The following is a 21,036-nucleotide window of genomic DNA, read 5'->3' as shown; positions in this document are numbered from 1 at the left end:
CATGCCAACGCGGAGCATTGTCACGACAGTAGTTGCAATGTCCCGGTGAGCGGCGGGTTCATCTGGATAAGTCAGGTTGCGGTTGGGTTGCTGAATTGATTGAAGGGGCGCAAACCGATCAGCAGGCCGTGAAGTTGATTCTGCAACGAGTGACCATTATCTGAGCGCAATCTGGCGTTACAGAAAACAAGTGTGATGTCGATAAAGACGGGACGCGCCAGGGACTCGGCCAACTTGTCCTATTTTGAGAGCCCACAGCATGTTTCACCTGTTCAGCCCCCGTCGTGACAAAAAGGCCCTTCAGCAACTTATCTCATCGCTCAAGAGCGGCACTGAGCCCTCGGTAAGGGGATGTGCCGAAAAAAACGCGGTACTTGAGTGCTGGAGCTCCTTGAGCACGCAGCGTCGTCTTGACGAGCAACGTATTGCCGCTCTTGAGCAAGAGCTGGAAACCGCACGCCACCTGCTGGGTGAAGCCTCTGCCTCGGCCGCCGCCTATGAAACCCGCTTTGATCTGGTCAACCGGGCGTCGAGCGAGGGCCTCTGGGATATGGAGGTCGTCGCGGGCGATCCGGTCAACCCGAACAACAGATTCTGGTGGTCGCAGCAATTTCGCACATTGCTCGGTTTCAACGACGAGCGCGATTTTCCCAACGTATTGGCGAGCTGGGCAGACCGGCTTCATCCTCAGGATAAACAAGCCTCGCTGGACGCATTTGCCAAACACCTGAATGACCGTTCCGGCAACACGCCATATCGGATCAAGAATCGTCTGGCGATGAAGGACGGCACTTATCGCTGGTTCTATGCCCAGGGCGAAACGTTAAGAGACGCACGCGGAACGCCGCTGCGTGTCGCGGGCTCTCTTCGGGATATTCATGATGAGCTTGAGCGTGACCTTGAACACGATGTGATCATTACCCGATTCGAACTGGCCCGGGAGATGCTCTCCGACGGTCTTTGGGACATGGAGGTCATTGCCGGCGACCCGGTCAATGCGCGCAATCCTTTCTGGTGGTCTCCACAGTTCAGGCGTCTGCTGGGTTTTGAAACGGTGGAAGAGTTTCCCGATGTACTGGATAGCTGGGCGTCACGGCTGCACCCTGAAGACAAGGAACGAAGCCTGACAGCGTTCGGTGCGCATTTGAATGACCGGACCGGCAAGACTCCGTTCGATATCGAATACCGCCTGAAGATGAAAACCGGGGAGTACCGCTGGTTCCGTGCGCGCGGTCAGACTCGTCGCAATCCTGAGGGTGTTCCGCTGAGGGTGGTCGGTGCGCTGGTGGATGTGCATTTGAAACATGAGCAGGATGCTCTTCGCGACACCGAAGCACAGCATCAGAAAAACCTGGAAGAGAACATTGCTCAACTGACCCAGATAGTCGGCACTATCCAGAGCATTGCCAGCCAGACCAACCTTCTGGCGCTCAATGCGGCAATCGAAGCTGCACGCGCCGGTGAGGCAGGGCGCGGCTTCGCGGTGGTGGCGGATGAAGTTCGCAAGCTGGCGACCAGAACGACCGAAGCAACGGAGCAGGCTGCAAGCATGATGAGCCGTTGATAAAACCGGCCTTCGCTTATTGATAGCAGCAAAAAAAACGCCTCCGCAAGGGAGGCGTTTTTTCAACTCAGCACATCAAACACATCAAGCCAGGTCGAAGCGGTCCAGGTTCATCACCTTGGTCCAGACTGCCACGAAATCTTTGACGAACTTCTCGTGTGCATCCGAGCTGCCATACACCTCGGCAATCGCACGCAGTTGAGCATGCGAGCCGAAGACCAGGTCGACACGGGTGCCAGTCCATTTCACTGCGCCCGTCTTGCGGTCACGGGCCTCGAATGTATCAGTGCCTCCCGCAGTCGCTTTCCACTCCACGCCCATGTCCAGCAGGTTCTTGAAGAAGTCGTTGGTCAGAGTGCCCGGCTGATCAGTAAAGACGCCATGCTTGCTCTGTCCGACGTTGATGTTCAAGACCCGCAGGCCGCCCAGTAGTACAGTCATCTCCGGTGCAGTCAGGGTCAGCAGTTGCGCCTTGTCGACCAGCAACGATTCTGCCGAGACCTTGTAATGCCCCTTCTGATAGTTGCGGAAACCATCGGCGATCGGCTCGAGGAAGCTGAACGACTCAACATCGGTCTGCTCTTGAGACGCATCGGCGCGGCCCGGTGCGAACGGGACGGTGACGTGCTGGCCTGCATTTTTCGCCGCCTGCTCGACACCTGCGTTACCGGCCAGGACGATCAGATCGGCGATTGAAACCTTCTTGCCATTCGACTGAGCTGCGTTGAATTCGCTCTGAATGCCCTCGAGGGTCTTCAGCACGCCCGCCAACTGCGCAGGCTGATTGACCGCCCAATCCTTCTGCGGAGCCAGACGCAGACGGCCGCCGTTGGCACCACCGCGCTTGTCCGAGCCACGGAAGGTAGAAGCTGCGGCCCAGGCCGTCGACACCAGCTGCGAGACCGAAAGGCCCGAAGCGAGAATCTTGGCCTTGAGCGCGGCCACATCCTGATCATCCACCAACGCATGATCGACGCTTGGAATCGGGTCTTGCCACAGCAGCTCTTCGGTCGGTGTTTCGGGGCCGAGGTAGCGGGCAAGCGGGCCCATGTCCCGGTGAGTCAGCTTGAACCAGGCACGGGCGAACGCGTCGGCCAGTTGCTCGGGGTTGTTGAGGAAGCGACGCGAGATCTGCTCGTAAGCCGGATCGAAGCGCAGTGCCAGGTCAGAGGTCAGCATGCTCGGTGCGTGACGTTTGGATGGATCGTGAGCATCCGGGATCTTGCCGGCGCCAGCGCCGTCCTTCGGCGTCCACTGATGCGCGCCTGCCGGGCTCTTGGTCAGTTCCCATTCGAAGCCAAAGAGGTTTTCGAGGTACTCGTTGCTCCATTTGGTCGGCGTCGAAGTCCAGGTCACTTCCAGGCCGCTGGTAATGGTGTCGCCACCCTTGCCGCTGCCGAATTTGTTTCTCCAGCCAAGACCCTGTTCTTCAAGGCCAGCTGCTTCAGGCTCCGGACCAACGTTGTCGGCAGGGCCGGCACCGTGAGTCTTGCCGAAGGCGTGACCACCGGCGATCAGCGCCACGGTCTCTTCGTCATTCATCGCCATGCGACCGAAGGTTTCACGGATATCCCTTGCCGAAGCAACCGGATCCGGCACACCTTCAGGGCCTTCTGGGTTCACGTAGATCAAGCCCATCTGCACGGCGGCAAGCGGGTTTTCCAGATTGCGTTCGCCGTTCGCCGTGCGGCTTTCTTCGTTGGCGTGATTCTCCGGCTCGGCCACCAGCGTGCCGTCGCCCGGTTGCTGCATTTTCTTCTGCACGCCGTAGCGTTCTTCACCGCCCAGCCAGGTGGTCTCGGAACCCCAGTACACGTCTTCTTCCGGTTCCCAGACATCCGCGCGACCACCGGAGAAACCAAAGGTCTTGAAGCCCATGGACTCCAGCGCGACGTTACCGGTCAGCACGATCAGGTCAGCCCAGGAGATCTTGCGGCCGTACTTCTGCTTGATCGGCCAGATCAGGCGGCGCGCCTTGTCCAGGCTGACGTTGTCAGGCCAACTGTTGAGCGGCGCAAAACGTTGCTGACCGGCACCTGCACCGCCACGACCGTCGCCTGTGCGGTAGGTACCGGCGCTGTGCCAGGCCATACGAATGAACAGCGGGCCATAGTGGCCGAAGTCTGCCGGCCACCAGTCCTGAGACTGGGTCATGACGTTGCGCAGGTCCTGTTTGACCGCTTCGATGTCAAGGCTCTTGAATTCCTTGGCATAGTCGAAACTCTCGCCCATCGGGTCGGAGAGCGAGGAATGCTGATGCAGGATCTTCAGATTCAGCTGCTTGGGCCACCAGTCACGGTTGGTGGTGCCGCCGCCAGCAGCGTGGTTGAAGGGGCATTTCGATTCAGTTGACATGCTTGATACACCTTTTTGTCATTTGCATCCGGCCATCCAGCCCACTCTTGGGACCTCAGACAGTGATGACGGAACTCAACAGCACTGGGTTCATGCCGGCCGTTCGGTCAACGATCAGGCCAGCTCTACAGATACGCAGCACAGCGATCATCAGATTGCTGCGAGCCGAGCCCACAACGTGCGTCGCAAACTTGAGCTCATTCTTATCTCCTTATCAGGGTGAAACCGCACGACTTTCGCCGGTGCTTAAGCAGATTAGCCTTCTTCGCGAAGATTTCTAATAGAAAGAACATTACGGGGCGATAGGCAGACTCTGGCAGCGCTGTCATCAAGGCATCAAGCGGCTCTGCTAACCTGTGCAGCCCATGAGACTTCAGACCGCTCAACCAATGATCACGATTCGCAGCATGACCCTGGACGACTACGACGCGGTCATCGAACTGATGCGCAGCACACCGGGCATTTCCCTGCGCGACGCCGATTCACGCGAAGCCACCGCACGCTATCTCGAACGCAACCCCGGCATGAGCTTTGTCGCCGAGGCGGACGGCGCCTTGTGCGGCTGTGTGATGTGCGGGCATGACGGACGCCGCGGTTATCTGCAGCATTTGATTGTGCTGCCCGAGTATCGCCGGCGCGGTATTGCCCATAAGTTGGTCGAACGCTGCCTCGAGTGCCTAGACGCGCTGGGTATATACAAGTGTCATCTGGACGTAATGAAGAGCAATGGAGCGGCCGGGCGTTATTGGCAGGGGCAGGGTTGGACGCTGCGGGAGGATATCGATCGGTATTCGAAGGTGCGGCGGGACGGGAATGTTTGAAGGGCGAGAGGTGCGCTACGCATGCGTAGGCGCGTCAACTGATTGCGCCGCTTGATTCTGCGTCATTGTGCTGGCAGCGCTCGATGAAACTATCCGGCCTTCAAAGGCGATGCATTTTCTGCCATTGCGCTTGGCGTGATACAGGTTCTCATCGGCCTCTTTCAACAGATCGTTGACAGTTTCAACCCGCGACAAACTCGCAACGCCGGCACTGAATGAATAGGGGACTTGAGCCGCTTCATCCTTTTGCGCGAGCATCAACAACTCTTCCAGTGCGTGTACAGCGTCTGTGGCGTTCGCCGCCGATAAGATCACGCCAAACTCTTCCCCACCCAAACGCCCAAAGGCGATCAGCCCCTTTGTGCCTTTTAGGAGTGTCGCAAACCCAACAAGGACATTGTCGCCCACGTCGTGACCATGGGTGTCGTTGATACTTTTAAAGTGATCCAGATCAAGCATGGCAAACCACAACGACGATTTTTCAGCGCACGCCAGCGCAGTATTCAGACTGGCAACCAGTGCGCGGCGATTGGGCGCATGCGTCAAGGTATCGGTTTCGGACAGTTCCTGATAACGGTCCCTGGCTGTCATGGTCTGCATGACCAGGCTCAGGAAGGTTGCATTGAGGCAGCCGCCCAGCAAGGTCGAGCTGATCAGGAACACATAAAACAAAGGTGCATGGTTGACGCCAACGGCCGTCAGGTCCATTTCCCACATGATCAGCCAGATCAGGGCCGCCGCGGCGATGTAATCAATAAACTTGACGAAGAATACACTCATTCCCGTGATGAGCAGGGAGGTGACAACCAGCCCCCACATCGACGCTTCCACGCCCATGCGTTCGACCTGTTCCTTGAACAGAAAGGTCAGCGATGCCATGTAAATGATGCCGAACAGACGCCACGCCAGCATGCTCCTGCTATTGGACGTGACAATGATCGACAGCGCCGCCCCCGCCAGCGCGCAGCAGATGAATATATCCAGTGATCGATCAATGGACGGATTCAGGCACCAGCTGATAACCCAACTGAAAAGACCGATCAATTGAGACAGCTTCAAGGGCACGAAAATAGAGTTTTTCAGGTTTCTTCTTTGCGGCATGTGCAGCTTCCGTACTTATGCCAGCCGAACCGTTGTCGACGGCACACGCCTTGATCGAGCAGGTGATGATATATGGCCACTATACTTCATTGCCAGATGGGGGGGATGGCCGTCGGTCTTGCTGGGGGTGGGGTGTGCAGGCCTGGCTGGGTGAAGGGCAGGGCAGCGCTGGTCCGATCTACAGTTGCTTGTGCATGGGTACGCATGCCAAACGTAGCCCTGAGGGGGAGATGTAGAGAGCATGGGCGCTTCCGGTGAAGCCACAACGTTGATAGAACCTCTGCGCGTTCAATGTGGCTTCGAGATGGATTTTGGTGAGTCCTGCCTCTCGTGCCAGACGCTCAAGATGAGCAACCATCCTTTTACCTATTCCCTGGCCCATGAACGAGGGCAATACGAAGATTGCCTCCAGTTCCCCGCTCTCGATATTGATCACCCCTGTTGCCACGGGAACTCCATCGACGCAGGCCAGGTAATAATCGTTTTCCACCCAGGATCTGTATTTATCCGTGAGCGGAACGCAGGTCCAGGCCACCACTTGGTCGTTTGTATAAACGGAGCTGCATTGGTTCTGAATTGCCTGAAAGCGAATATCGAACGCCGCCTCGGCATCGCATCGTTTGGCTCGACGGATCTGTAGCATTTTTACCCTCCTGTAATGGGGGCCATCGTGAACGGAGAATAAAAAAGCCCCGTCCATTCCTGGCGGGGCTTGAGTCAATACACTTGGTAGCTACGCGCGCATGCCCCTATGGCCCGCACGAGGCGGTCATTGAGGTGTGCATGATGTTTGGTCGGTGGGGGTTGGTCATTGGTTTATAGTCTGGGGGATTGGGTTAGGTGTCAATGGGAGGCTAAAAAGCTGGGCGTGCTGTCTGGGGGGCTTGGAGGGCAGTGGTTCTGCTTGGGGCTAGTACTCACTGAATTTCGGGTCAAAAAAAGACGCCTTTGGGCGTCTTAGATGTAAATGTGGCTGGAGGGATTTGAACCCGCATCCAAGCCTGACTCTACAAGGCCTTGAGCGTCGAGGCTGCCATTTTGCTGTCATTTTCCAATTAAAGCGATCGTCAGATGGTGGAGCTTAGGTTCGTGACAACGTTTGTAACGTTCACCGCTGCCGCACGCACACTGGGCGTTTCGGTTGGCGCCGTTCCTGATGGCCCCGAGTATGAATTCTTTGGCCTGAACGAAACTTTTATAAAGATTCGCTTCATGTCCTTCGAACTGTGCACCATCTCGAACTTGTCCGAAGCGTACGTAATTTGCTTCGCACAAGCTGATGAAGTCTCCAATTATTTTATTCTCATTGGCCGCCACTCGGATGCTATCAACTCGACGACCTTGATAAGTGCGTGAAGCATCAGGTAAGAAGACGACCTGTTTTTCACCGTCATATGTTGGAGTTACATCTCTGACAACGCCTTCGGGCGATTTCCATACTGCGTGAAACTCGGCCTCAGTAAATACTCCCGGCCAATCCCATATCAGCCACCCATGGACAACTTCGCCGCCTTCCTTTTCGATCTTTGATGCGACATTGTCGAAGCACTCAGATATCCGGCTGAACGACTCAGGTTCAACGCTCAGTAATACTGGCTGATCTGATGATATTCTTTTGCAGAAATCTCGAATTCGTTCTGGAAGCCCAACGGGCGCTACTGTATTCATCACTACACCTATTATAGATTTTTTTCGATATTGTCGTCCTTACCATCGGGTGTCTACATCTGAACGGCTCTTTCCACTGCGATTATAGCTGCGGACTGCGTCCATCGCCCGCACGCCCGCACGCCCTCGCGATCATCGTCCAGTTGCTGTGCCCCATTTGATTTGCCACCCACATCGGATGCTCGCCAGCAGAGAGCACCATCGAGGCATAGGTACTGCGAGTCTGATGCGGACTGCGGTACCGAACCCGCATCCAGCCCCTTGGCAGCAAGGCTTTCAGGCTCAAGGCTGCCATAAAGCTGTCATTTTACAGCTCTTGAAGCAACTTGCCGCTTCGGGTTCGGTACCGGTGGGGCTGGAGGATAGACTCCTCGGGCGACGATGATTCCGATCCTCCTTAGTCGAGTAACGAAGCGACCGGTGTCGAGGAAGTAGTTAGGATAGGCCTTCTTCAGAGCTGAAACGGACTGGGCCGCTACCAGCACAATCTGCACACTCTCGTTACCCTTCGCTGCCTTTTCTCGGTCTAGGTAATCACTGGTCGCTTTCGGTAGCTCCTCTCTCGAATAACCGCTTACACTTACATTTCTGTCTTGGGTATTAAGTTCTAGGAGGTAGTAATGTGTTTTTTCATCTTGAGTATGATGCAGCTCCTCGACGATGGAGTTATAGACAGTAAGCTTATCAATAACTTCTAGCTCACTTGCTATGGCCATCGTATTTTTCAAGATTTCATATTTCGATAGGTGACGGTGAGCAGTCAGCACTTCACAGTCTTCCATAAGTGCAAAGCTGGATGAAGCGTACTCAAAGAACTCTAGCCAGCGGACGTTCCCCATGCTGGACTTCAGAGCTTGATTTAGGAATACTCCTGCAGTTTCTACCGCAGTCGCCCATGCGTGTTGCACTTCGTTACGTATTTGAATTTCAAGTTGTAGGCCTTCATAGTGTTTGGCCTCACCCTTCCTGTTGTTGTACTTGTAGACTAAGTGAATCCCCCGATATCCAGAGTCCTTTGGATTTTTTATATAGTCATATTCGGATACTAATACATGATCCCATTTGCTCTGAAGATATGATTCTCTTAATCTGTAGATTGACTTTAGTGAGGGCACAACTGCGCGTAAACCTCCAATGTCTTGCATTCGCGCTAAACTCATCCCTGGAAAGCGTTCCAATTTCGCCACGATCGAAGGGATACGTTTTAGTCTCTGCGCCACAACTCCTTTTATATCCAAGGACTTAAGTTTGTTACGTAGGCTTGCCTGGAAGGTGTTCACAGGGTAACTGTGGCTCGAGCGCCAGTTGTTTAAGACGATCAAGGCCTCATCAAACTCTTCGAATGTGGCGTCTTCATCAAAGAGAGTCGACCCTGCCCGCATTACCTTTTTCTTACTATACTGAGGTGTTACCCAAGCCATTTTCGCCTTCCGTGGGAGCATCTATTGTTTCCCCATGATGGCATCGTGCCTCGTTTCTGGCAATTCTTTTGAATTGGCTATTGCTGCCCACATTTTTTCAGCTTTAGATCCCAGTAGGTCAGTATCGTTTGGCATCCACCGCCCATATACACGTGCAATCATCGTCCAGTCAGTGTGTCCCATTTGCTTCGCAACCCACATGGGATGCTCCCCTGCAGAAAGCATCATTGATGCATAGGTATGCCGGGTCTGGTAAGGACGACGGTATCGAACTCCTGCTTTCTTCATTGCTGGCACCCACATCGTTTTACGGATCGGCCCGTCGCCGGTCCAGCGTTCAAGTGTGCGAGGATTCTGGAACACCTCCGCGTCAGCCAGAAATGTGTGGGCCTTCTGTGCTTTCAAAGCCTCCATCGCAGGCCTCAGCAACTTCACGGCCCTGCGCCCGGCCGCAGTCTTCGTAGCCTCGGCCTTACCCTTTGCAGCTTGCGTCATTCCCCGGCTGACCATCACTTCCTCGCGAAGCCAGTCGATATCCCCCCAGTCCAGCGCAACCAGTTCGCTCGTGCGCAAGCCAGTCCACAGGGCGAACTGCATCATGTTGCGTGCCTGGCCATTGATCGTCGCCAGCACCGCCTGCTGCTCTTCCGGACTGAACGGATCTACGTCGTCGTCCTTGGCTGGCGCTTCTTTCCGCGAATACGTCCACCCGGCCAGCGGATTCACATCGATCAGCTCTTCTTCGGCGGCGTCGTTAAGCGCCGATCTGAGGCAGCTCTGGATGTTGCTCAGCGTTTTGTTGCTGACTTCCAAGGTGCTCAGCCAGTCGCGTACATCCTTTCGTTTCAGCTCGACCACCATTCGCTCGCCCAAGGCCGGCACCAGGCGCAGCTCCACGAGCTTGCGATAGCCGTCGAACGTGCTGCTTGATACGTGCCGCTTCTTTCCGTCCAGCCAGCGAGTCAGGAATCCTGCCACTGTTTCTCGGTTCGCCTCTGGCGCAAACTTCGTGGCCCTGGGCGAGCCGGGAAACGTTACCGAGTAGTCGAATGCACCGATCGATATTGCATGCTCGATCGCTGCCTTATGTTGCTCGGCCTTCTTCAGATTAGTGGGGGAGGGCTTGAGCGTGATGCGCTCGCGGCACCGGACGCCCCGATACATGAACGTGATTTCGATGCTCGTATCGGAGACCGCCCGAACTCCCCGCCCGTCTCTACCCATGACTCGTACCCTTCCATGTCGATGAGCGTCCGGCCATCCGGAGCCCTGTACCAGATTTTGCCAAGCCGCCAAATTCCATCACGGATTTTCGAGCGGATAGCGTCCTCGCTGTAGCCAGACTCGCTGGCGAATTTCCTGATGGTCATGTAGCGCATTGGTTGCTACTCCTGTCGCGTCAGGTTTGGAACTGCGGGTGAAACTGACGCGTCAGCCTTCATCATCGCGCGCCCCTGATTCAGCGACCGTGCGCAGCTTGAGTGCGATCCCGCAGGAGTTGGCCATGGGACGCGACCGTGGCTTGTCATCCAAGCGCAAGGCCAGCGCCCAGTCCGCGCTACGCCGCCATCTGGTGCCTCGGCTCCAAGATGTGGAGCTTGAAGCCCTGACCAGCCCTGCGTTGGACAGGTTGCTGATGTGGCCGCTGCAGGAGCGGTACGAGTTGTCTTTCGTGCGCTCGGTGTACGGCGTGCTGGCCGTAGCTTTCCGTCAGGCAACCCGGTTGGCGCTGCTGGGCTCCAATCCGATGGAGGCTCGGTATTCATAAGTGCCTGGAGGCGATGCAAGAGGGAGCAGTGGTCCATGTAACGGAGATTTTGGACCGCGAACAGCTGCTGGGTGATGGCGCTTGACAATCATGGGCAAATGGTTGAGATTGCCACCAATCATATTATCTCTGCGCGTTAACGAGATCGAAAGAAAAGCCCGGCCACTGAGTCGGGCTTTTTCTTATTTGTGGGGTATACCGGCAGCTGCTCCGGATTAACTTTTTGACAGGGATGATGGTTAATATGAGAACTGATCTCGGTGAGCTTATTTTGAAGTTTGCTAATGCTGCTGAAGAGGAAAGGGTGTACCCGCACACTACTGAGCCATCGGATAAATATCCGAGTTTCGCCATAAGGGTTCAGCTTTCTAATGCTGCTTCATATGACGACCTTCACGAAATCATGGAAAAACACGGATTCCACAGAGCCATTCGAGATCGTAATGGGACGCTGAAGGATCTTCCAACCGCAATGTACAGCTATATTGCGAAGACGGAGTACCTGTCCTGTGAGACGGTCTGCGATAAAGCCAAGGATGCTGTTAACGAACACCTTGATTCCACCAATCAAAAAGACGCTGGGGTTGAGCTTTTCGTTTCAAACTTGACCGGCGCGTGGTTCGTTCTGAATGAAGCCAAGGAAGAAGGCAACGACTGACATATAGATCACCCCAAGCCCAGCCTTACCGCTGGGTTTTTTGTTCATATGGTAAGATTCTTCGTAAATTCTCATAAGGTGGAGCCTCGATGCCAAATTATTCAATCCTTGATCCTGCGCCTGATGCTGTAGGTGAAAAAAAGATATGGCCGATTCTTAGAAATGGTTATGCGACAGGTCGTTCTGGCAAGTCCAAGCCTGATGCCATTTCTATTGCCGCAAGCATGGAGCTTGAGGAACTGGAGCACTATTTGCTTGGGAAAGAGAAAGAATCGCGACGGACATACAACCAATCAGTGTCACGTCTTCAGCCCTACATTGATTCACTTCGGAAGCAGCAAATTAATAAAGTGTTGCAGCCTCGCCCCACTCGAATGTCTGAAGAGCTGGATGAATCTCTCAAAAAGTAGAGAGTGCTCCTAGAACCCCTTTTTGCGGGAAAACTCCTATAACAATTAACTAGACGCCTGGCTTACGCCGGGCTTTTTTGTGTCGCCAAGGAAAGCCGCTACCCAAGTGGAAGCTTTCCTGGATGTACCAGTTACCGCAATCCCTCGGAACCTCTGATCATCAAGTTCAGCGAGGGCCTTATTCGGCACCATGCTCCTTTGACCGTTTCCCTACGGTCTTTTTTATTCAGAGGTAACGATGGACCCAACCGACCTTGGCCCAGGCACAGCTACCTGGCTGGACGGTACGGGCACAATCCTGCTGGGTGGCTTCCTGTGGTTGAGGAAATTCCTCTCCCAGGATGCGACCGACCGCGCCATGGACAACGCCGATATCGGCACCGTCCGCAGGCTGAACGAACTGCTCGACTCGGAGCGCATTGCGCGCAAAGAAGCCGAAGCCCGAGCCGACCAGTGCGCCAAAGAACGTAACGAGCTGGCCGCTGCTGTTGGCCGTATGGAGGGGAAGATTGAAGGCCTGACCGGCCAGGTTGCCCAGCTCACTGACAAGGTGACCAGCCAAAGCGCTGAGATAGCCCTTCTGCGTTCACAGCTTGGAGGTATCAACTGATGGAAAGATGCGTAAGAGACTTCATCGCCCGGCGGTGGTGGCGTCGCCTCGAAGTGTGGGTGATTGCCTCGCTGCTGGTAACTGGCTCGTTCGCGCTGGGCTTCGGTGCTTCGCAGTGGTCGCTTGCCAGTTGGTATAGCGCCCAGGTCGCCGAAGTGCGCCGGGGTTACGACGAGGCCACGGTGCAGCGCGACATGCGCTTGAACAAGCTGGCCAAGTCTGCGTCCGAAGCAGCTGTGAAGGTTGAGGGTGCTGCGGTGAAGGCAGAGGCCGCAGCGGGTACGGCGACATAAGCCGCCAAGACTGCTGGTACCGCCACCGACAAGGTCACCGAGGTGCTTGAGCGGCAGACGCAGTAAACGTCCCACGATTTGGTCAAAGCCACTGTTTGTAGCGCCAGATGAAAATGACATTGAAGGCTGATTTTTTTCTCAGGAGACGCCACCTGCCTCTCGCGGCGGCTTAGCGCAAGCGGCGGTTATCATGGCTATGCACATCGCGCCGTACACTGTCAGATTGATGAAATGCAGGATGAGCATTACAACTTCCTGCCGGGTTATTGGACCTTCACCAACCCAAAATATGATGATGCATACGGCCGATAAGATAGCTACTGACATGATGACTAGCCCCAACATGACTCTTCCCGCTGAGCCAAGCAGACGCGTAAGTAATTTTTTGGCTTGGTCTTTAGCTTCAGGCGTAGAGTTCAGGTAGGTCATGTAAGCGCCAAAGCAGGCTACCAAAAAACTGAATACGGCCATCATATTGATTCCTTTCGGTGTACCAAGGGTTAGTGACAATGGCGTGTCTCCATCAAAACCTGCCATTCGCCAGGGCTAAACGCATTATCACGTCATACGACGCGAAAAATCGAAGGGTTTCCTATGTATTCCCGACCACAAGCCATTCCCGATGATCCTCCTTGAGTACGCCCTTGATCACGCAGGAGCACTTACGTTTGCCCGGTCGATCACTGATTAGGCAGCGCCGGGAGGGCGCTTGAAGCTGGCGCTGTTTCACGACCTGACTCGCTTGGTTGGGTCTGCCGAGTTCACCCAGGACGCCCACTGCCTGTTCCTGAAAGGCAGGATCAACCTTGCCGTCAGCTATGCCCGTGATGCCTACGAGCTGATGAAGGAGGGCACGCTGGACAGCATGTCCATTGGCTTCAACACGCTGCTGTCGAGTTACGAAGAGCGTGCAGGCCGGCAGATTCGCATCATCAAGGAGGCTGAGCTTTGGGAAGCCTCAATCGTACCGTTCGGCATGAATCCCGAGGCGACCATTACCGACGTGAAGTCGGATATAAGACTTTTTGAAAAGGCCCTGCGTGAACGCATGGGCCTTTCGCAAAAGGAGGCGGCTGCGGTCGCCTCGCTCGGCTATACCGCCGTCCACCGTGATGGTGGTGCAGCGGACACGGTGATCGTGGATGAGCTGAAAGCAATCTCCCAACTGTTCAATACCCAATTGGGAGTTCAGCCATGACCGCTGACGTAAAAGAAATTCGCGAATCCCTCGAAAAGCAGCTCAAAGAGGGCTTCGGTAGCCTGCAAGTGAAGTACGACGCCGTTCCTGGCGAGTTGGAAAAAGGCAACGCTGTGGCTGGAGATCTGAAAAAGCAGATCGACAATCAGAAAGGCGAGCTGGAGCGCATCATCGAGCAGGTGCAAATTCTCGAAGAGAATGGCATCAAACTGCGCGGCCAAGCGCTGGCCGATGCGATCGCCTACAAAGACTGGGTGTTGAGCTAGGTCAGCCAGTTCGTGCCGGTCGTGAACATCTGGGACGGCTTCACCGAGGCAATGACCGTTGAAGGCCTGCACCCGAATCTCCTGGGTGCCGAGTTCATCAGTTCGCGGGTGGTGCCGATCATCACCGCCAACTTCGAATTTCCCGGCATTCCGCTGCCCACGGACGCTGGCGACGTTTACTCGGCCATCCGCCCGTTCGGTTGCCTCAATGCCAACCCTCTGCTGGCTGGCGCTGGCGGCGCGCTACCGGCTGGCGTGAACGCTGTGGTCGGGGCTGTACTGGCGGACGGCTACAAGGCCGTTGGCTCTGGCCTGACCGGTATCACCACGCGCTGGTTCAAGGAGCCTGCCGCCTATGGCGAGGCGCAGTGCATCGAGCTGCGTGGCAACATGGCGGCGGCGGGCGGCTACATCTACATGCAACCCACGGCCAACGTGGTACAGACCAAGCTGGCGGCCGGCGACGTTATCGAAATGGTGTCGGCGGTAGAAATCATGGGTTCGTCGCGCGGCATCCTGGCTTGGGAGGCTGAGTTGACTATCACCAAGACGGTCAGCGGTGCTTCGTCCACGTTTTACTATCGGTCGATGGACAAGTACCAAAAGCCGTTCACCATGCCGGCCAGCTTTTCTGGGGAGCTGGAAACGCAGCGCGGCACGATTGACCTGACTGAAACCGTGATCACTTCGCGCATGGCCTATACTTGGCCGCTGGGGTGCCACAGAGCTCGATAGTCAAGGTCGCGCAGTTCGGAATGCGAAAGATTTAATGGACTAGGCCAGGCGCGACTTATCAATATAACCAGCTCTTCAGGTAGTACTTTATCCATCAGTTCCTTGGTGTGGTATCTTCTTGCGTTAGCGTAATCCTATAGCTTCTAAGGTCGTCGCCTTCACTGACATACTCCTTGCTAAAGTAACGGTAGACAGCGCCCTTTACCGTAATTCCTACGCCATTGGGTGTGTCATGGATTGCGACGTTTTCTAAAGAGCTATCCGTGATCAGAAATTCGCTTTCCTTATTAAGTTTATGCAGTACTTCTGAATCATCGCCTTCAAGCGGTTTGCTGATAAAAAAGCGTAGTGTGTCCACGTCAGTAGCCATGGCGCCGTAACGTGTAATATACAGCCAATCACCCTGAGGAAGCGCCCGCTTCAACACTACTTCATCCGCGTCACTACCGAAATCAAAAAGATCGCCAAGAAATGCCTTCGCTATTAAAAAGACTACAAGTATCCAAAACGAATTCTTGTAAGTAAATCTAAAGTTAGTATCCTTTGGATTTTGCATACAAGATCCCCATTTTTATCCATTTCTGATCTTTGGGGTCATCCCCGTATGGAGGCAGCCAGAACCAATGGCCCCACTTATGCTTTCGTGTTTTGGCTTCTCCTTGTGCGAACCCAGCGGCTCTCAGTAGAAGCTGCTCAGTTAATTGGCCGGCTGTCCCCACAGCGCCGTAATGAAAATTGCCGAAGTCCTCCCACTCAGGATGTTTCTGCTTGTAGTCCCACGGGCCCTTGTTACGGACTTTGTAGTAAAACCAACTCATGAAAGCACCCGTGCTAGGATCTTTTTTCCACTGATCGTTCGCGAGCTTCATGTGGACGTCTACATTGACTCCGGGAGGAATGACTGCTGGTATTTCGTAATTCATCGCCTGTCCCTGCGAAATCTAATGGGTGGTTATGAAAATATCTTGTTGCTGATAGCATCCCAGCCGCCAGCAATTTGTCCAGCGCTTTGCCCTGTTTTTCGACTTTGCTTGGAGTAAATAAGTTGAATTCTTCCATAGTTCAGAGCGATAAGTTCGCTTGGGAAGCTGTTGTCTTGGTCGCCATTGCCCGTTAATGAAAAAGAACTGATAATAACTTCTTCAAGTTTTATCTCCAGGTATTTGACTTTTGGATCGCCTGCACGGAAAAGATGCACAGATACCTGCTTGAAGTGCTTACCACTGCAGCAAGCCTCATGAAGCTTTGGGGTAGCATTATCAACAGCCTTACGAACGAGCATGTCGCTCATGTAAGCCCTGCCCGAGGTTGCGCCGCCGGCTGACGTGGAGGTGGCTGAGGCCGTCTGACTAGCCGAAAGGTCGAAGTCTTGCAGCTCGATCCAGTTTTCATAGCCTTCTGAGAGAGTCTCGCCGGGAATTCCTTCGATCTGCAGATATGCTTCTAATGACATTTTCAATTCCTTTTAATACGATCCTGAGCTTTTGATAATACATGGAAGCATTTTTGATGTGAATCGCTCAGTCGGTGGGGCAGGACGCGCATTGTGCAGAGAGGCTGGACAAAAAATTGTCAGTAGAAAACCAGGCCCGCCGCCAGCCCTTGTGGGCAGTCAAGGCTGTCATAAAGCTGGCATTACTGAGCCAATACGGCCCAAAAAGGCACAAAAAAAGCACTTGCGATAAACGCTAAGTGCTTGATTTGTAACGCTTGTTTGGTGGAGCCGGGGGGATTTGAACCCCCGTCCGCCAGTACTCCGCTGTCGGTACTACATGCTTAGCCGTGTCTATTAAGTTAACCCTCAGCGACCCGACGGGCAGGGTGCTTTGGGCGAGTTGTGTAAGTTTTAGTCGCTTCGTCCACAACGTACTAGGCGACGATCCTGTTCTATATGACAATCATTTCGGGTTTACAGGCATCCCCTGATGATTGCTGGAGCCGAAGCTACCAGAAGGAAGGCTAGCACCGCTTACGCGGCGAGAGCGTATTCCCCGTAGGTTTCGTCATTGGCAACTATAGAAAGTTGCAACAGTGGATTTACGAGTTCTGTTACCAACTCGGCATGCACCTAAAGTTTCATCACCGGCGTCGAATCCAAATCGGCCCCGAGACTGCTTTCGCAATCGCTGGGGCGGAGTGTACGCCAATTGGCGTGGCACGTCGACCCGTCTGCTGCAATCGAGCAGGCCAGCCAGGGTGGCTGGCCTGCTGGAAGGTTTACTTGGTGCCTTCGCTGCCCGAACCGGTGTTTTTCAGGGCAGTGATGGTCTTGGTGGTGATCTCGACGCATTTTTTCTCGTCGTTCTGCGCCTGGGCCGCTTTGGCGTTCTTCACAGTCTTCTCGAGCATGGTCTTGTTTTCTGGGCTCAAGTTGGTGCTGGACGAAGTGTTAGCGTTTTCGATGGTCTTGATGTTCGCTGCGCACAGATCATCGGCGGCAAAAACCGGCGAAGCCAACAGGGCGGCGCTGAGGAACAATCCAGTGAGGGCGGTACGCTTCATGTGTCTCTCCTTGTAACCTGTGGACTCGGTATGGCCGGTGTTTGAGGCCGTCGCCCGAGGGGTTTGAAAGCCCGTTTAACAGTTGGGCCTAAAGGATTGACTGTGGTGTAACGCAGGCGTTCTATTTTATTTTCGGAATACTGCGAAATAGCCATATTGCGCATTCAAGCACCAAAATGAGGCGATCTTCGCTTTGAGGTATCGAACGGGTTGAGGCGGGGGAGTGGAGAGGTGTGTGCGGGTAAAGGGGTCGATATGAAGTGCCAAATGTCCGGGTCAGGACATCTGGCACACGCCAGCGCCGGGAACTAGTCTTCCTTGCCCTTGGAGCGCACGGCACGCTGCAGTTCACGGTCCGAATCGCGTTCGCGTTCGGTGTGACGCTTGTCGTATTCCTTCTTGCCTTTACCCAGCGCAATTTCGCACTTGACCAGGTGCTCCTTCCAGTAAACGGAAAGGGCGACGCAGGCATAGCCTTTCTGCTGAACCGAGCTGGTGAGCTTTTCGAGCTCGCGCTTGTTCAACAGCAGTTTGCGGGTGCGTGTCGGGTCAGCGATGACGTGTGTGCTGGCAGTCTTGAGAGGCGTGATGTGGCAACCCATCAGCCAGGCCTCGCCATCCTTGAGCAGCACATAACTGTCGACCAGCTGTACCTTGGTGGCACGCAGGCTTTTTACTTCCCAGCCAGACAGGACCAAACCGGCCTCGAACTTGTGTTCGATGAAGTAATCGTGACGCGCTTTCTTATTTTGCGCGATGGTCCCTGTAGGGTGTTTCTTGAGCTTAGCCATAGGGGGCGCATTATAGGCAGTTGCATCAATGTCGGCTACGGGAAAGCGCGTGCTTGAGCACAAAGGTTGAATCCCGGACAATGCGCGATCTTTTTTGGCTGGGCGTTTCGATAATGTCGACGGACAAGGTTTCGGTCCACGGTAGCTGGGCAAGTCGCTGGGTGTTCATCCTGGCTGCTACCGGCTCTGCTGTGGGGCTGGGCAGTATCTGGAAATTTCCGTACATGGTCGGTGCCTATGGCGGCGGTGCATTTGTACTGGTTTTTCTGGCGTGCATCGCGCTGATCGGTATTCCGGTCATGATCGCCGAGACGCTGATTGGCCGTCGTTCCCGGCTCAGTCCTGCGAATGCGCTCAAGACGCTGGCGCAGGAAGCCGGGCATTCGCCGCGCTGGTCCTGGGGTGCGTTTGCCGGGATGATCACGGCGCTGCTGATTCTCTCCTTTTATAGTGTGGTGGGCGGCTGGTCGCTGGATTACATCATCGACATGGGGCGCGGCGACTTTCAAGGTGTGTCGCCGGATCAGGTCGGTGCGTATTTCGGTGCGGTGATTGCCGACCCATGGCGTCTGACTCTGTGGCACACCATTTTCATGCTGCTGTCGGCGGTGGTGATCGGCAAGGGTGTCGAGGCCGGGCTGGAGAAAAGCCTGCGCATCATGATGCCGATGCTGTTCCTGCTGATGCTCGCGCTGTTGGGCTATAGCCTGACCACCGGGCATTTCATGGAAGGCGTGCATTTCATGTTCGACTTCAATCCCGAGAAAGTGCTGGATGGCTTGCTGCCCGCGATGGGCCATGCGTTCTTCTCTCTGAGCGTCGGTGTGGGCTCGATCATGGTCTATGGCGCGTACATGACCAAAGGTGCGTCGATCAGCAGCACCGTCGTCGGCATCGCGTTGCTCGATACCTTCGTTTCGCTGTTGGCCGGCCTTGCGCTGTTCCCGATCGTGTTCGCTGCAGGCCTGAACCCCAGCGAGGGGCCGGGGCTGATGTTCGTCACGCTGCCGTATGCGTTCGGCAACGTCGCGTTCGGCCAATTGATGGGCATCGTGTTCTTCGTGCTGGTGGCCGTTGCGGCCTGGAGTTCGGCGATTTCGTTGCTGGAGCCGATGGTTGCTTATCTGGTCGAGCGCACCCGTATTCGCCGCGCCTGGGTGACGTTCTGGCTGGCCTTTACCTGCTGGTTTGTGGGCCTGGGCACGGTGTTCTCGTTCAATATCTGGCAAAAAGCCAAGTTTTTCGTGAACGATGGAGGCGCATTCCACCTCTATCAATGGGGCGCATCGACTGGCCTGGACTTCTTCGGAGTCATTGATTTCTTCACTTCGCGGATCATGTTGCCGCTGGGTGGGTTGTGTTTTGTAGTATTCGCTGGTTGGGTGATGGGCCGTGAGACGGTGCGCGACGAATTGTCGATTCGCAGTCCGCTGCTCTTCAACCTGACGTACTTTTTGATGCGCTACGTGGCGCCGCTCGGCATTCTTGTGGTGTTTGCCGCTCAGCTCTGGAAATGACGCTCACATGACTACGCATATACAACGCTCTGCTTTACTGCCGTACCCGGCCGGGTTCCTTTATGATCTGGTCAATGATGTGGCTCGTTATCCCGAGTTCCTGCCGTGGTGTTCATCCGCTACCGTGGTTGAAGCCAGTGAGGCGCAGATGCGCGCCAGCCTGGAGATCGCCAAGGGCGGTCTGAGCCAGAAGTTCATGACGCGCAACACGCTGGTTCCCGGCGAGTCGATCGTGATGGACCTGGTCGAAGGGCCGTTCGAACAGTTTCACGGTGTATGGACGTTCAAGCCGCTGGGCGAGAAAGCCTGCAAGATCAGTCTGGATCTGTCCTTCGATTATGCCGGCACCATCGTTCGCGCCACGCTGGGGCCTTTGTTCAATCAGGCGGCCAACACGCTGGTGGACGCGTTCTGCCAGCGAGCGAAAGAGCTGCATGGCTGACGCATTGATTCAGATAGAGGTGGTCTACGCCTCTGTACAGCGCCAGGTGTTGAAGACGGTCGATGTCCCGTTAGGGTCTTCGGTACGTCAGGCGCTGGCGCTTAGCGCCATGGACAAGGAATTTCCTGAGCTTGACCTGGGCCAGTGCGCTGTCGGTATCTTCGGCAAGGTGGTGGCTGATCCTGCTGTGCGGGTGCTGGAAGCGGGTGAGCGGATAGAAATCTATCGTCCGCTGGTGGCCGATCCCATGGAGATCAGGCGTCTGCGTGCCGCGAAGGCGCGTGAGAAAAGAACGCCTATCGGCTGAATCGGGCTGAACGCAGGCTGAATGGAAGACACAAAAAAGCCCGGCATGCCGGGCTTTTTGTTGGGCGCTTTGGACTACCGGGAGTTGGTGTCCAGCGGCTCCTGGGTCGGGACTGGTACGGTCTCGACGCTGTCCACGTCCTTCTGGATTGTATCCAGCAACGAACCTGGCTTGGCCGGTTCTTCAGGCTGCTGCACTGGCTGGTTCTCTGCCGGGACAGTGGTGTCGCTGCCCTTCCCGAGAATGGCTTCATCGCGGCTGACGCCGGGCATGAAGTCGCCAGACAGGCTTACGAGCTGGTCATTGCCGTTGAATATAAGGCTGACACGCTCCTGCTGGCGTTCACCGCCACCTGGCTGCAGGCTGTACAGGTAATCCCACCGATCGGCGTGGAAAGTGTCGGTCAGCAGGGGGTTGCCCATGATAAACCGTACTTGCCGCCGGGTCATTCCGGGGCGTAACTGGTCTATCATGTCCTGCGTGACGACATTACCCTGCTGGATGTCGATTTTGTAAACCCCGGGGAATGAACAACCGGCGAGTGCGAGCAGTCCCACGAAGGTGAAACTGGTTAGCAAGAGCTTGGTGTTTTGCATCGGTGGGCGACTT

The 21,036-nt window shown here is 55.2% G+C and carries 22 protein-coding genes, 1 other RNA gene and 5 pseudogenes; 13 read left to right on the top strand and 15 right to left on the bottom strand.

Features of this window, described 5'->3' with window-relative positions:
* Positions 1-259: 259 nt before the first annotated feature.
* Together BLR20_RS28265 and BLR20_RS28510 are read left to right on the top strand one after the other, a co-directional pair.
* A pseudogene (locus tag BLR20_RS28265) lies at positions 260-1,270 on the top strand (PAS domain-containing protein); the annotation flags it as partial.
* Positions 1,271-1,558 (top strand): annotated as a pseudogene (locus BLR20_RS28510) (methyl-accepting chemotaxis protein); the annotation flags it as partial. It lies immediately after the preceding pseudogene.
* A gap of 90 nt (positions 1,559-1,648) precedes the next feature.
* Here BLR20_RS28510 and katG read toward each other — a convergent pair.
* A complete protein-coding gene (gene katG, locus BLR20_RS19000) occupies positions 1,649-3,919 on the bottom strand; it encodes a catalase/peroxidase HPI (RefSeq protein ID WP_054992765.1) in 2,271 nt (756 codons plus the stop codon).
* 389 nt (positions 3,920-4,308) lie between these two features.
* Here katG and BLR20_RS18995 point away from each other — a divergent pair, with 389 nt between their 5' ends.
* A complete protein-coding gene (locus BLR20_RS18995) occupies positions 4,309-4,740 on the top strand; it encodes a GNAT family N-acetyltransferase (RefSeq protein WP_010427696.1) in 432 nt (143 codons plus the stop codon).
* 15 nt (positions 4,741-4,755) lie between these two features.
* Here the strand turns inward: BLR20_RS18995 and BLR20_RS18990 are convergent, their stop codons facing one another.
* The 6 genes and pseudogenes from BLR20_RS18990 to BLR20_RS18965 all read right to left on the bottom strand — a co-directional run bounded on the left by BLR20_RS18990 (position 4,756) and on the right by BLR20_RS18965 (position 10,154).
* Positions 4,756-5,841, bottom strand: coding sequence for a GGDEF domain-containing protein (locus BLR20_RS18990; RefSeq protein WP_054992764.1), 1,086 nt, complete (start codon positions 5,839-5,841; stop codon positions 4,756-4,758).
* 178 nt (positions 5,842-6,019) lie between these two features.
* Complete coding sequence (locus tag BLR20_RS18985) at positions 6,020-6,484, bottom strand: GNAT family N-acetyltransferase (RefSeq protein WP_054992763.1); 465 nt, start codon at positions 6,482-6,484, stop codon at positions 6,020-6,022.
* A gap of 401 nt (positions 6,485-6,885) precedes the next feature.
* Positions 6,886-7,509 carry a YecA family protein gene (locus BLR20_RS18980; protein WP_082429547.1) on the bottom strand — a complete coding sequence of 208 codons (624 nt, stop codon included), beginning with the start codon at positions 7,507-7,509 and terminating at the stop codon, positions 6,886-6,888.
* A gap of 112 nt (positions 7,510-7,621) precedes the next feature.
* Positions 7,622-7,756, bottom strand: a pseudogene (locus tag BLR20_RS28505) (site-specific integrase); the annotation flags it as partial.
* Between the two features lie 55 nt (positions 7,757-7,811).
* The gene (locus BLR20_RS18970) at positions 7,812-8,930 is read right to left on the bottom strand and encodes a RelA/SpoT domain-containing protein (protein ID WP_074594951.1); all 1,119 of its coding nucleotides are present in this window, start codon (positions 8,928-8,930) and stop codon (positions 7,812-7,814) included.
* A gap of 21 nt (positions 8,931-8,951) precedes the next feature.
* Positions 8,952-10,154: an Arm DNA-binding domain-containing protein gene (locus tag BLR20_RS18965; protein WP_054992760.1), complete on the bottom strand. Its 1,203-nt coding sequence runs from the start codon at positions 10,152-10,154 to the stop codon at positions 8,952-8,954.
* A gap of 280 nt (positions 10,155-10,434) precedes the next feature.
* Here BLR20_RS18965 and BLR20_RS18955 point away from each other — a divergent pair, with 280 nt between their 5' ends.
* From BLR20_RS18955 to BLR20_RS18940, 5 genes are all read left to right on the top strand, one after another.
* Complete coding sequence (locus tag BLR20_RS18955) at positions 10,435-10,698, top strand: hypothetical protein (protein WP_054992759.1); 264 nt, start codon at positions 10,435-10,437, stop codon at positions 10,696-10,698.
* Between the two features lie 244 nt (positions 10,699-10,942).
* Positions 10,943-11,356 carry a hypothetical protein gene (locus tag BLR20_RS18950; protein WP_074594937.1) on the top strand — a complete coding sequence of 138 codons (414 nt, stop codon included), beginning with the start codon at positions 10,943-10,945 and terminating at the stop codon, positions 11,354-11,356.
* 89 nt (positions 11,357-11,445) lie between these two features.
* Complete coding sequence (locus BLR20_RS27330) at positions 11,446-11,766, top strand: hypothetical protein (protein WP_143010006.1); 321 nt, start codon at positions 11,446-11,448, stop codon at positions 11,764-11,766.
* Positions 11,767-12,004: 238 nt separating this feature from the next.
* Positions 12,005-12,376 carry a DUF3450 domain-containing protein gene (locus tag BLR20_RS18945; RefSeq protein ID WP_054992757.1) on the top strand — a complete coding sequence of 124 codons (372 nt, stop codon included), beginning with the start codon at positions 12,005-12,007 and terminating at the stop codon, positions 12,374-12,376.
* Entirely contained in the window at positions 12,376-12,669 is a 294-nt protein-coding gene (locus BLR20_RS18940; protein WP_054992756.1) for a hypothetical protein, read from the top strand. Before BLR20_RS18945 ends, BLR20_RS18940 begins: the two co-directional genes overlap by 1 nt.
* A 138-nt stretch (positions 12,670-12,807) precedes the next feature.
* Here the strand turns inward: BLR20_RS18940 and BLR20_RS18935 are convergent, their stop codons facing one another.
* The gene (locus tag BLR20_RS18935; RefSeq protein ID WP_054992755.1) at positions 12,808-13,143 is read right to left on the bottom strand and encodes a hypothetical protein; all 336 of its coding nucleotides are present in this window, start codon (positions 13,141-13,143) and stop codon (positions 12,808-12,810) included.
* A 217-nt stretch (positions 13,144-13,360) separates the two neighbouring features.
* On the opposite strand from BLR20_RS18935, the pseudogene BLR20_RS18930 reads away from it, so the two are divergent.
* Together BLR20_RS18930 and BLR20_RS18925 are read left to right on the top strand one after the other, a co-directional pair.
* A pseudogene (locus tag BLR20_RS18930) lies at positions 13,361-13,867 on the top strand (HK97 family phage prohead protease); the annotation flags it as partial.
* Positions 13,864-14,903, top strand: a pseudogene (locus BLR20_RS18925) (SGNH/GDSL hydrolase family protein). The pseudogenes BLR20_RS18930 and BLR20_RS18925, both read left to right, overlap by 4 nt.
* A 59-nt stretch (positions 14,904-14,962) precedes the next feature.
* On the opposite strand, the gene BLR20_RS18915 reads toward BLR20_RS18925, so the two are convergent.
* From BLR20_RS18915 to smpB, 6 genes are all read right to left on the bottom strand, one after another.
* Entirely contained in the window at positions 14,963-15,424 is a 462-nt protein-coding gene (locus tag BLR20_RS18915; RefSeq protein WP_032615124.1) for a hypothetical protein, read from the bottom strand.
* Entirely contained in the window at positions 15,402-15,791 is a 390-nt protein-coding gene (locus BLR20_RS18910) for a polymorphic toxin type 44 domain-containing protein (protein WP_032615126.1), read from the bottom strand. The genes BLR20_RS18915 and BLR20_RS18910 overlap by 23 nt, the downstream gene beginning before the upstream one ends.
* A 29-nt stretch (positions 15,792-15,820) precedes the next feature.
* On the bottom strand, positions 15,821-16,321 hold the full coding sequence (locus BLR20_RS18905) for an Hcp family type VI secretion system effector (protein ID WP_003364181.1): 501 nt from the start codon (positions 16,319-16,321) through the stop codon (positions 15,821-15,823).
* A 262-nt stretch (positions 16,322-16,583) separates the two neighbouring features.
* Positions 16,584-16,975: a transfer-messenger RNA gene (gene ssrA / locus BLR20_RS18900) on the bottom strand.
* A 110-nt stretch (positions 16,976-17,085) separates the two neighbouring features.
* Positions 17,086-17,370, bottom strand: a complete 285-nt coding sequence (locus BLR20_RS18895) for a hypothetical protein (RefSeq protein ID WP_010427721.1) — start codon at positions 17,368-17,370, stop codon at positions 17,086-17,088.
* A 308-nt stretch (positions 17,371-17,678) separates the two neighbouring features.
* Complete coding sequence (gene smpB, locus BLR20_RS18890) at positions 17,679-18,161, bottom strand: SsrA-binding protein SmpB (RefSeq protein WP_003313649.1); 483 nt, start codon at positions 18,159-18,161, stop codon at positions 17,679-17,681.
* Positions 18,162-18,274: 113 nt separating this feature from the next.
* On the opposite strand from smpB, the gene BLR20_RS18885 reads away from it, so the two are divergent.
* The 3 genes from BLR20_RS18885 to BLR20_RS18875 are packed head-to-tail and all read left to right on the top strand — an operon-like array spanning position 18,275 to position 20,427.
* Entirely contained in the window at positions 18,275-19,678 is a 1,404-nt protein-coding gene (locus tag BLR20_RS18885) for a sodium-dependent transporter (protein WP_054992786.1), read from the top strand.
* A 7-nt stretch (positions 19,679-19,685) separates the two neighbouring features.
* The gene (locus BLR20_RS18880; RefSeq protein WP_003400153.1) at positions 19,686-20,120 is read left to right on the top strand and encodes a type II toxin-antitoxin system RatA family toxin; all 435 of its coding nucleotides are present in this window, start codon (positions 19,686-19,688) and stop codon (positions 20,118-20,120) included.
* A complete protein-coding gene (locus tag BLR20_RS18875; protein WP_054992754.1) occupies positions 20,113-20,427 on the top strand; it encodes an RnfH family protein in 315 nt (104 codons plus the stop codon). The genes BLR20_RS18880 and BLR20_RS18875 overlap by 8 nt, the downstream gene beginning before the upstream one ends.
* Positions 20,428-20,501: 74 nt before the next feature.
* On the opposite strand, the gene BLR20_RS18870 is transcribed toward BLR20_RS18875, so the two are convergent.
* On the bottom strand, positions 20,502-21,023 hold the full coding sequence (locus BLR20_RS18870) for an outer membrane protein assembly factor BamE (RefSeq protein WP_010427727.1): 522 nt from the start codon (positions 21,021-21,023) through the stop codon (positions 20,502-20,504).
* Positions 21,024-21,036: the final 13 nt, after the last annotated feature.

The organism is Pseudomonas congelans, from assembly GCF_900103225.1.
Taxonomy (GTDB): domain Bacteria; phylum Pseudomonadota; class Gammaproteobacteria; order Pseudomonadales; family Pseudomonadaceae; genus Aquipseudomonas; species Aquipseudomonas congelans.
This window is presented reverse-complemented; position numbering and strand designations above follow the sequence as displayed.

Bases quoted from the DNA above. Each gene is read 5' to 3' on its own strand.
- katG (WP_054992765.1), bottom strand. From the start codon at position 3,919: ATGTCAACTGAATCGAAATGCCCCTTCAACCACGCTGCTGGCGGCGGC.
- BLR20_RS18995 (WP_010427696.1), top strand. From the start codon at position 4,309: ATGATCACGATTCGCAGCATGACCCTGGACGACTACGACGCGGTCATC.
- BLR20_RS18990 (WP_054992764.1), bottom strand. From the start codon at position 5,841: ATGCCGCAAAGAAGAAACCTGAAAAACTCTATTTTCGTGCCCTTGAAG.
- BLR20_RS18985 (WP_054992763.1), bottom strand. From the start codon at position 6,484: ATGCTACAGATCCGTCGAGCCAAACGATGCGATGCCGAGGCGGCGTTC.
- BLR20_RS18980 (WP_082429547.1), bottom strand. From the start codon at position 7,509: ATGAATACAGTAGCGCCCGTTGGGCTTCCAGAACGAATTCGAGATTTC.
- BLR20_RS18970 (WP_074594951.1), bottom strand. From the start codon at position 8,930: ATGGCTTGGGTAACACCTCAGTATAGTAAGAAAAAGGTAATGCGGGCA.
- BLR20_RS18965 (WP_054992760.1), bottom strand. From the start codon at position 10,154: ATGGGTAGAGACGGGCGGGGAGTTCGGGCGGTCTCCGATACGAGCATC.
- BLR20_RS18955 (WP_054992759.1), top strand. From the start codon at position 10,435: ATGGGACGCGACCGTGGCTTGTCATCCAAGCGCAAGGCCAGCGCCCAG.
- BLR20_RS18950 (WP_074594937.1), top strand. From the start codon at position 10,943: ATGAGAACTGATCTCGGTGAGCTTATTTTGAAGTTTGCTAATGCTGCT.
- BLR20_RS27330 (WP_143010006.1), top strand. From the start codon at position 11,446: ATGCCAAATTATTCAATCCTTGATCCTGCGCCTGATGCTGTAGGTGAA.
- BLR20_RS18945 (WP_054992757.1), top strand. From the start codon at position 12,005: ATGGACCCAACCGACCTTGGCCCAGGCACAGCTACCTGGCTGGACGGT.
- BLR20_RS18940 (WP_054992756.1), top strand. From the start codon at position 12,376: ATGGAAAGATGCGTAAGAGACTTCATCGCCCGGCGGTGGTGGCGTCGC.
- BLR20_RS18935 (WP_054992755.1), bottom strand. From the start codon at position 13,143: ATGATGGCCGTATTCAGTTTTTTGGTAGCCTGCTTTGGCGCTTACATG.
- BLR20_RS18915 (WP_032615124.1), bottom strand. From the start codon at position 15,424: ATGCAAAATCCAAAGGATACTAACTTTAGATTTACTTACAAGAATTCG.
- BLR20_RS18910 (WP_032615126.1), bottom strand. From the start codon at position 15,791: ATGAATTACGAAATACCAGCAGTCATTCCTCCCGGAGTCAATGTAGAC.
- BLR20_RS18905 (WP_003364181.1), bottom strand. From the start codon at position 16,321: ATGTCATTAGAAGCATATCTGCAGATCGAAGGAATTCCCGGCGAGACT.
- BLR20_RS18895 (WP_010427721.1), bottom strand. From the start codon at position 17,370: ATGAAGCGTACCGCCCTCACTGGATTGTTCCTCAGCGCCGCCCTGTTG.
- smpB (WP_003313649.1), bottom strand. From the start codon at position 18,161: ATGGCTAAGCTCAAGAAACACCCTACAGGGACCATCGCGCAAAATAAG.
- BLR20_RS18885 (WP_054992786.1), top strand. From the start codon at position 18,275: ATGTCGACGGACAAGGTTTCGGTCCACGGTAGCTGGGCAAGTCGCTGG.
- BLR20_RS18880 (WP_003400153.1), top strand. From the start codon at position 19,686: ATGACTACGCATATACAACGCTCTGCTTTACTGCCGTACCCGGCCGGG.
- BLR20_RS18875 (WP_054992754.1), top strand. From the start codon at position 20,113: ATGGCTGACGCATTGATTCAGATAGAGGTGGTCTACGCCTCTGTACAG.
- BLR20_RS18870 (WP_010427727.1), bottom strand. From the start codon at position 21,023: ATGCAAAACACCAAGCTCTTGCTAACCAGTTTCACCTTCGTGGGACTG.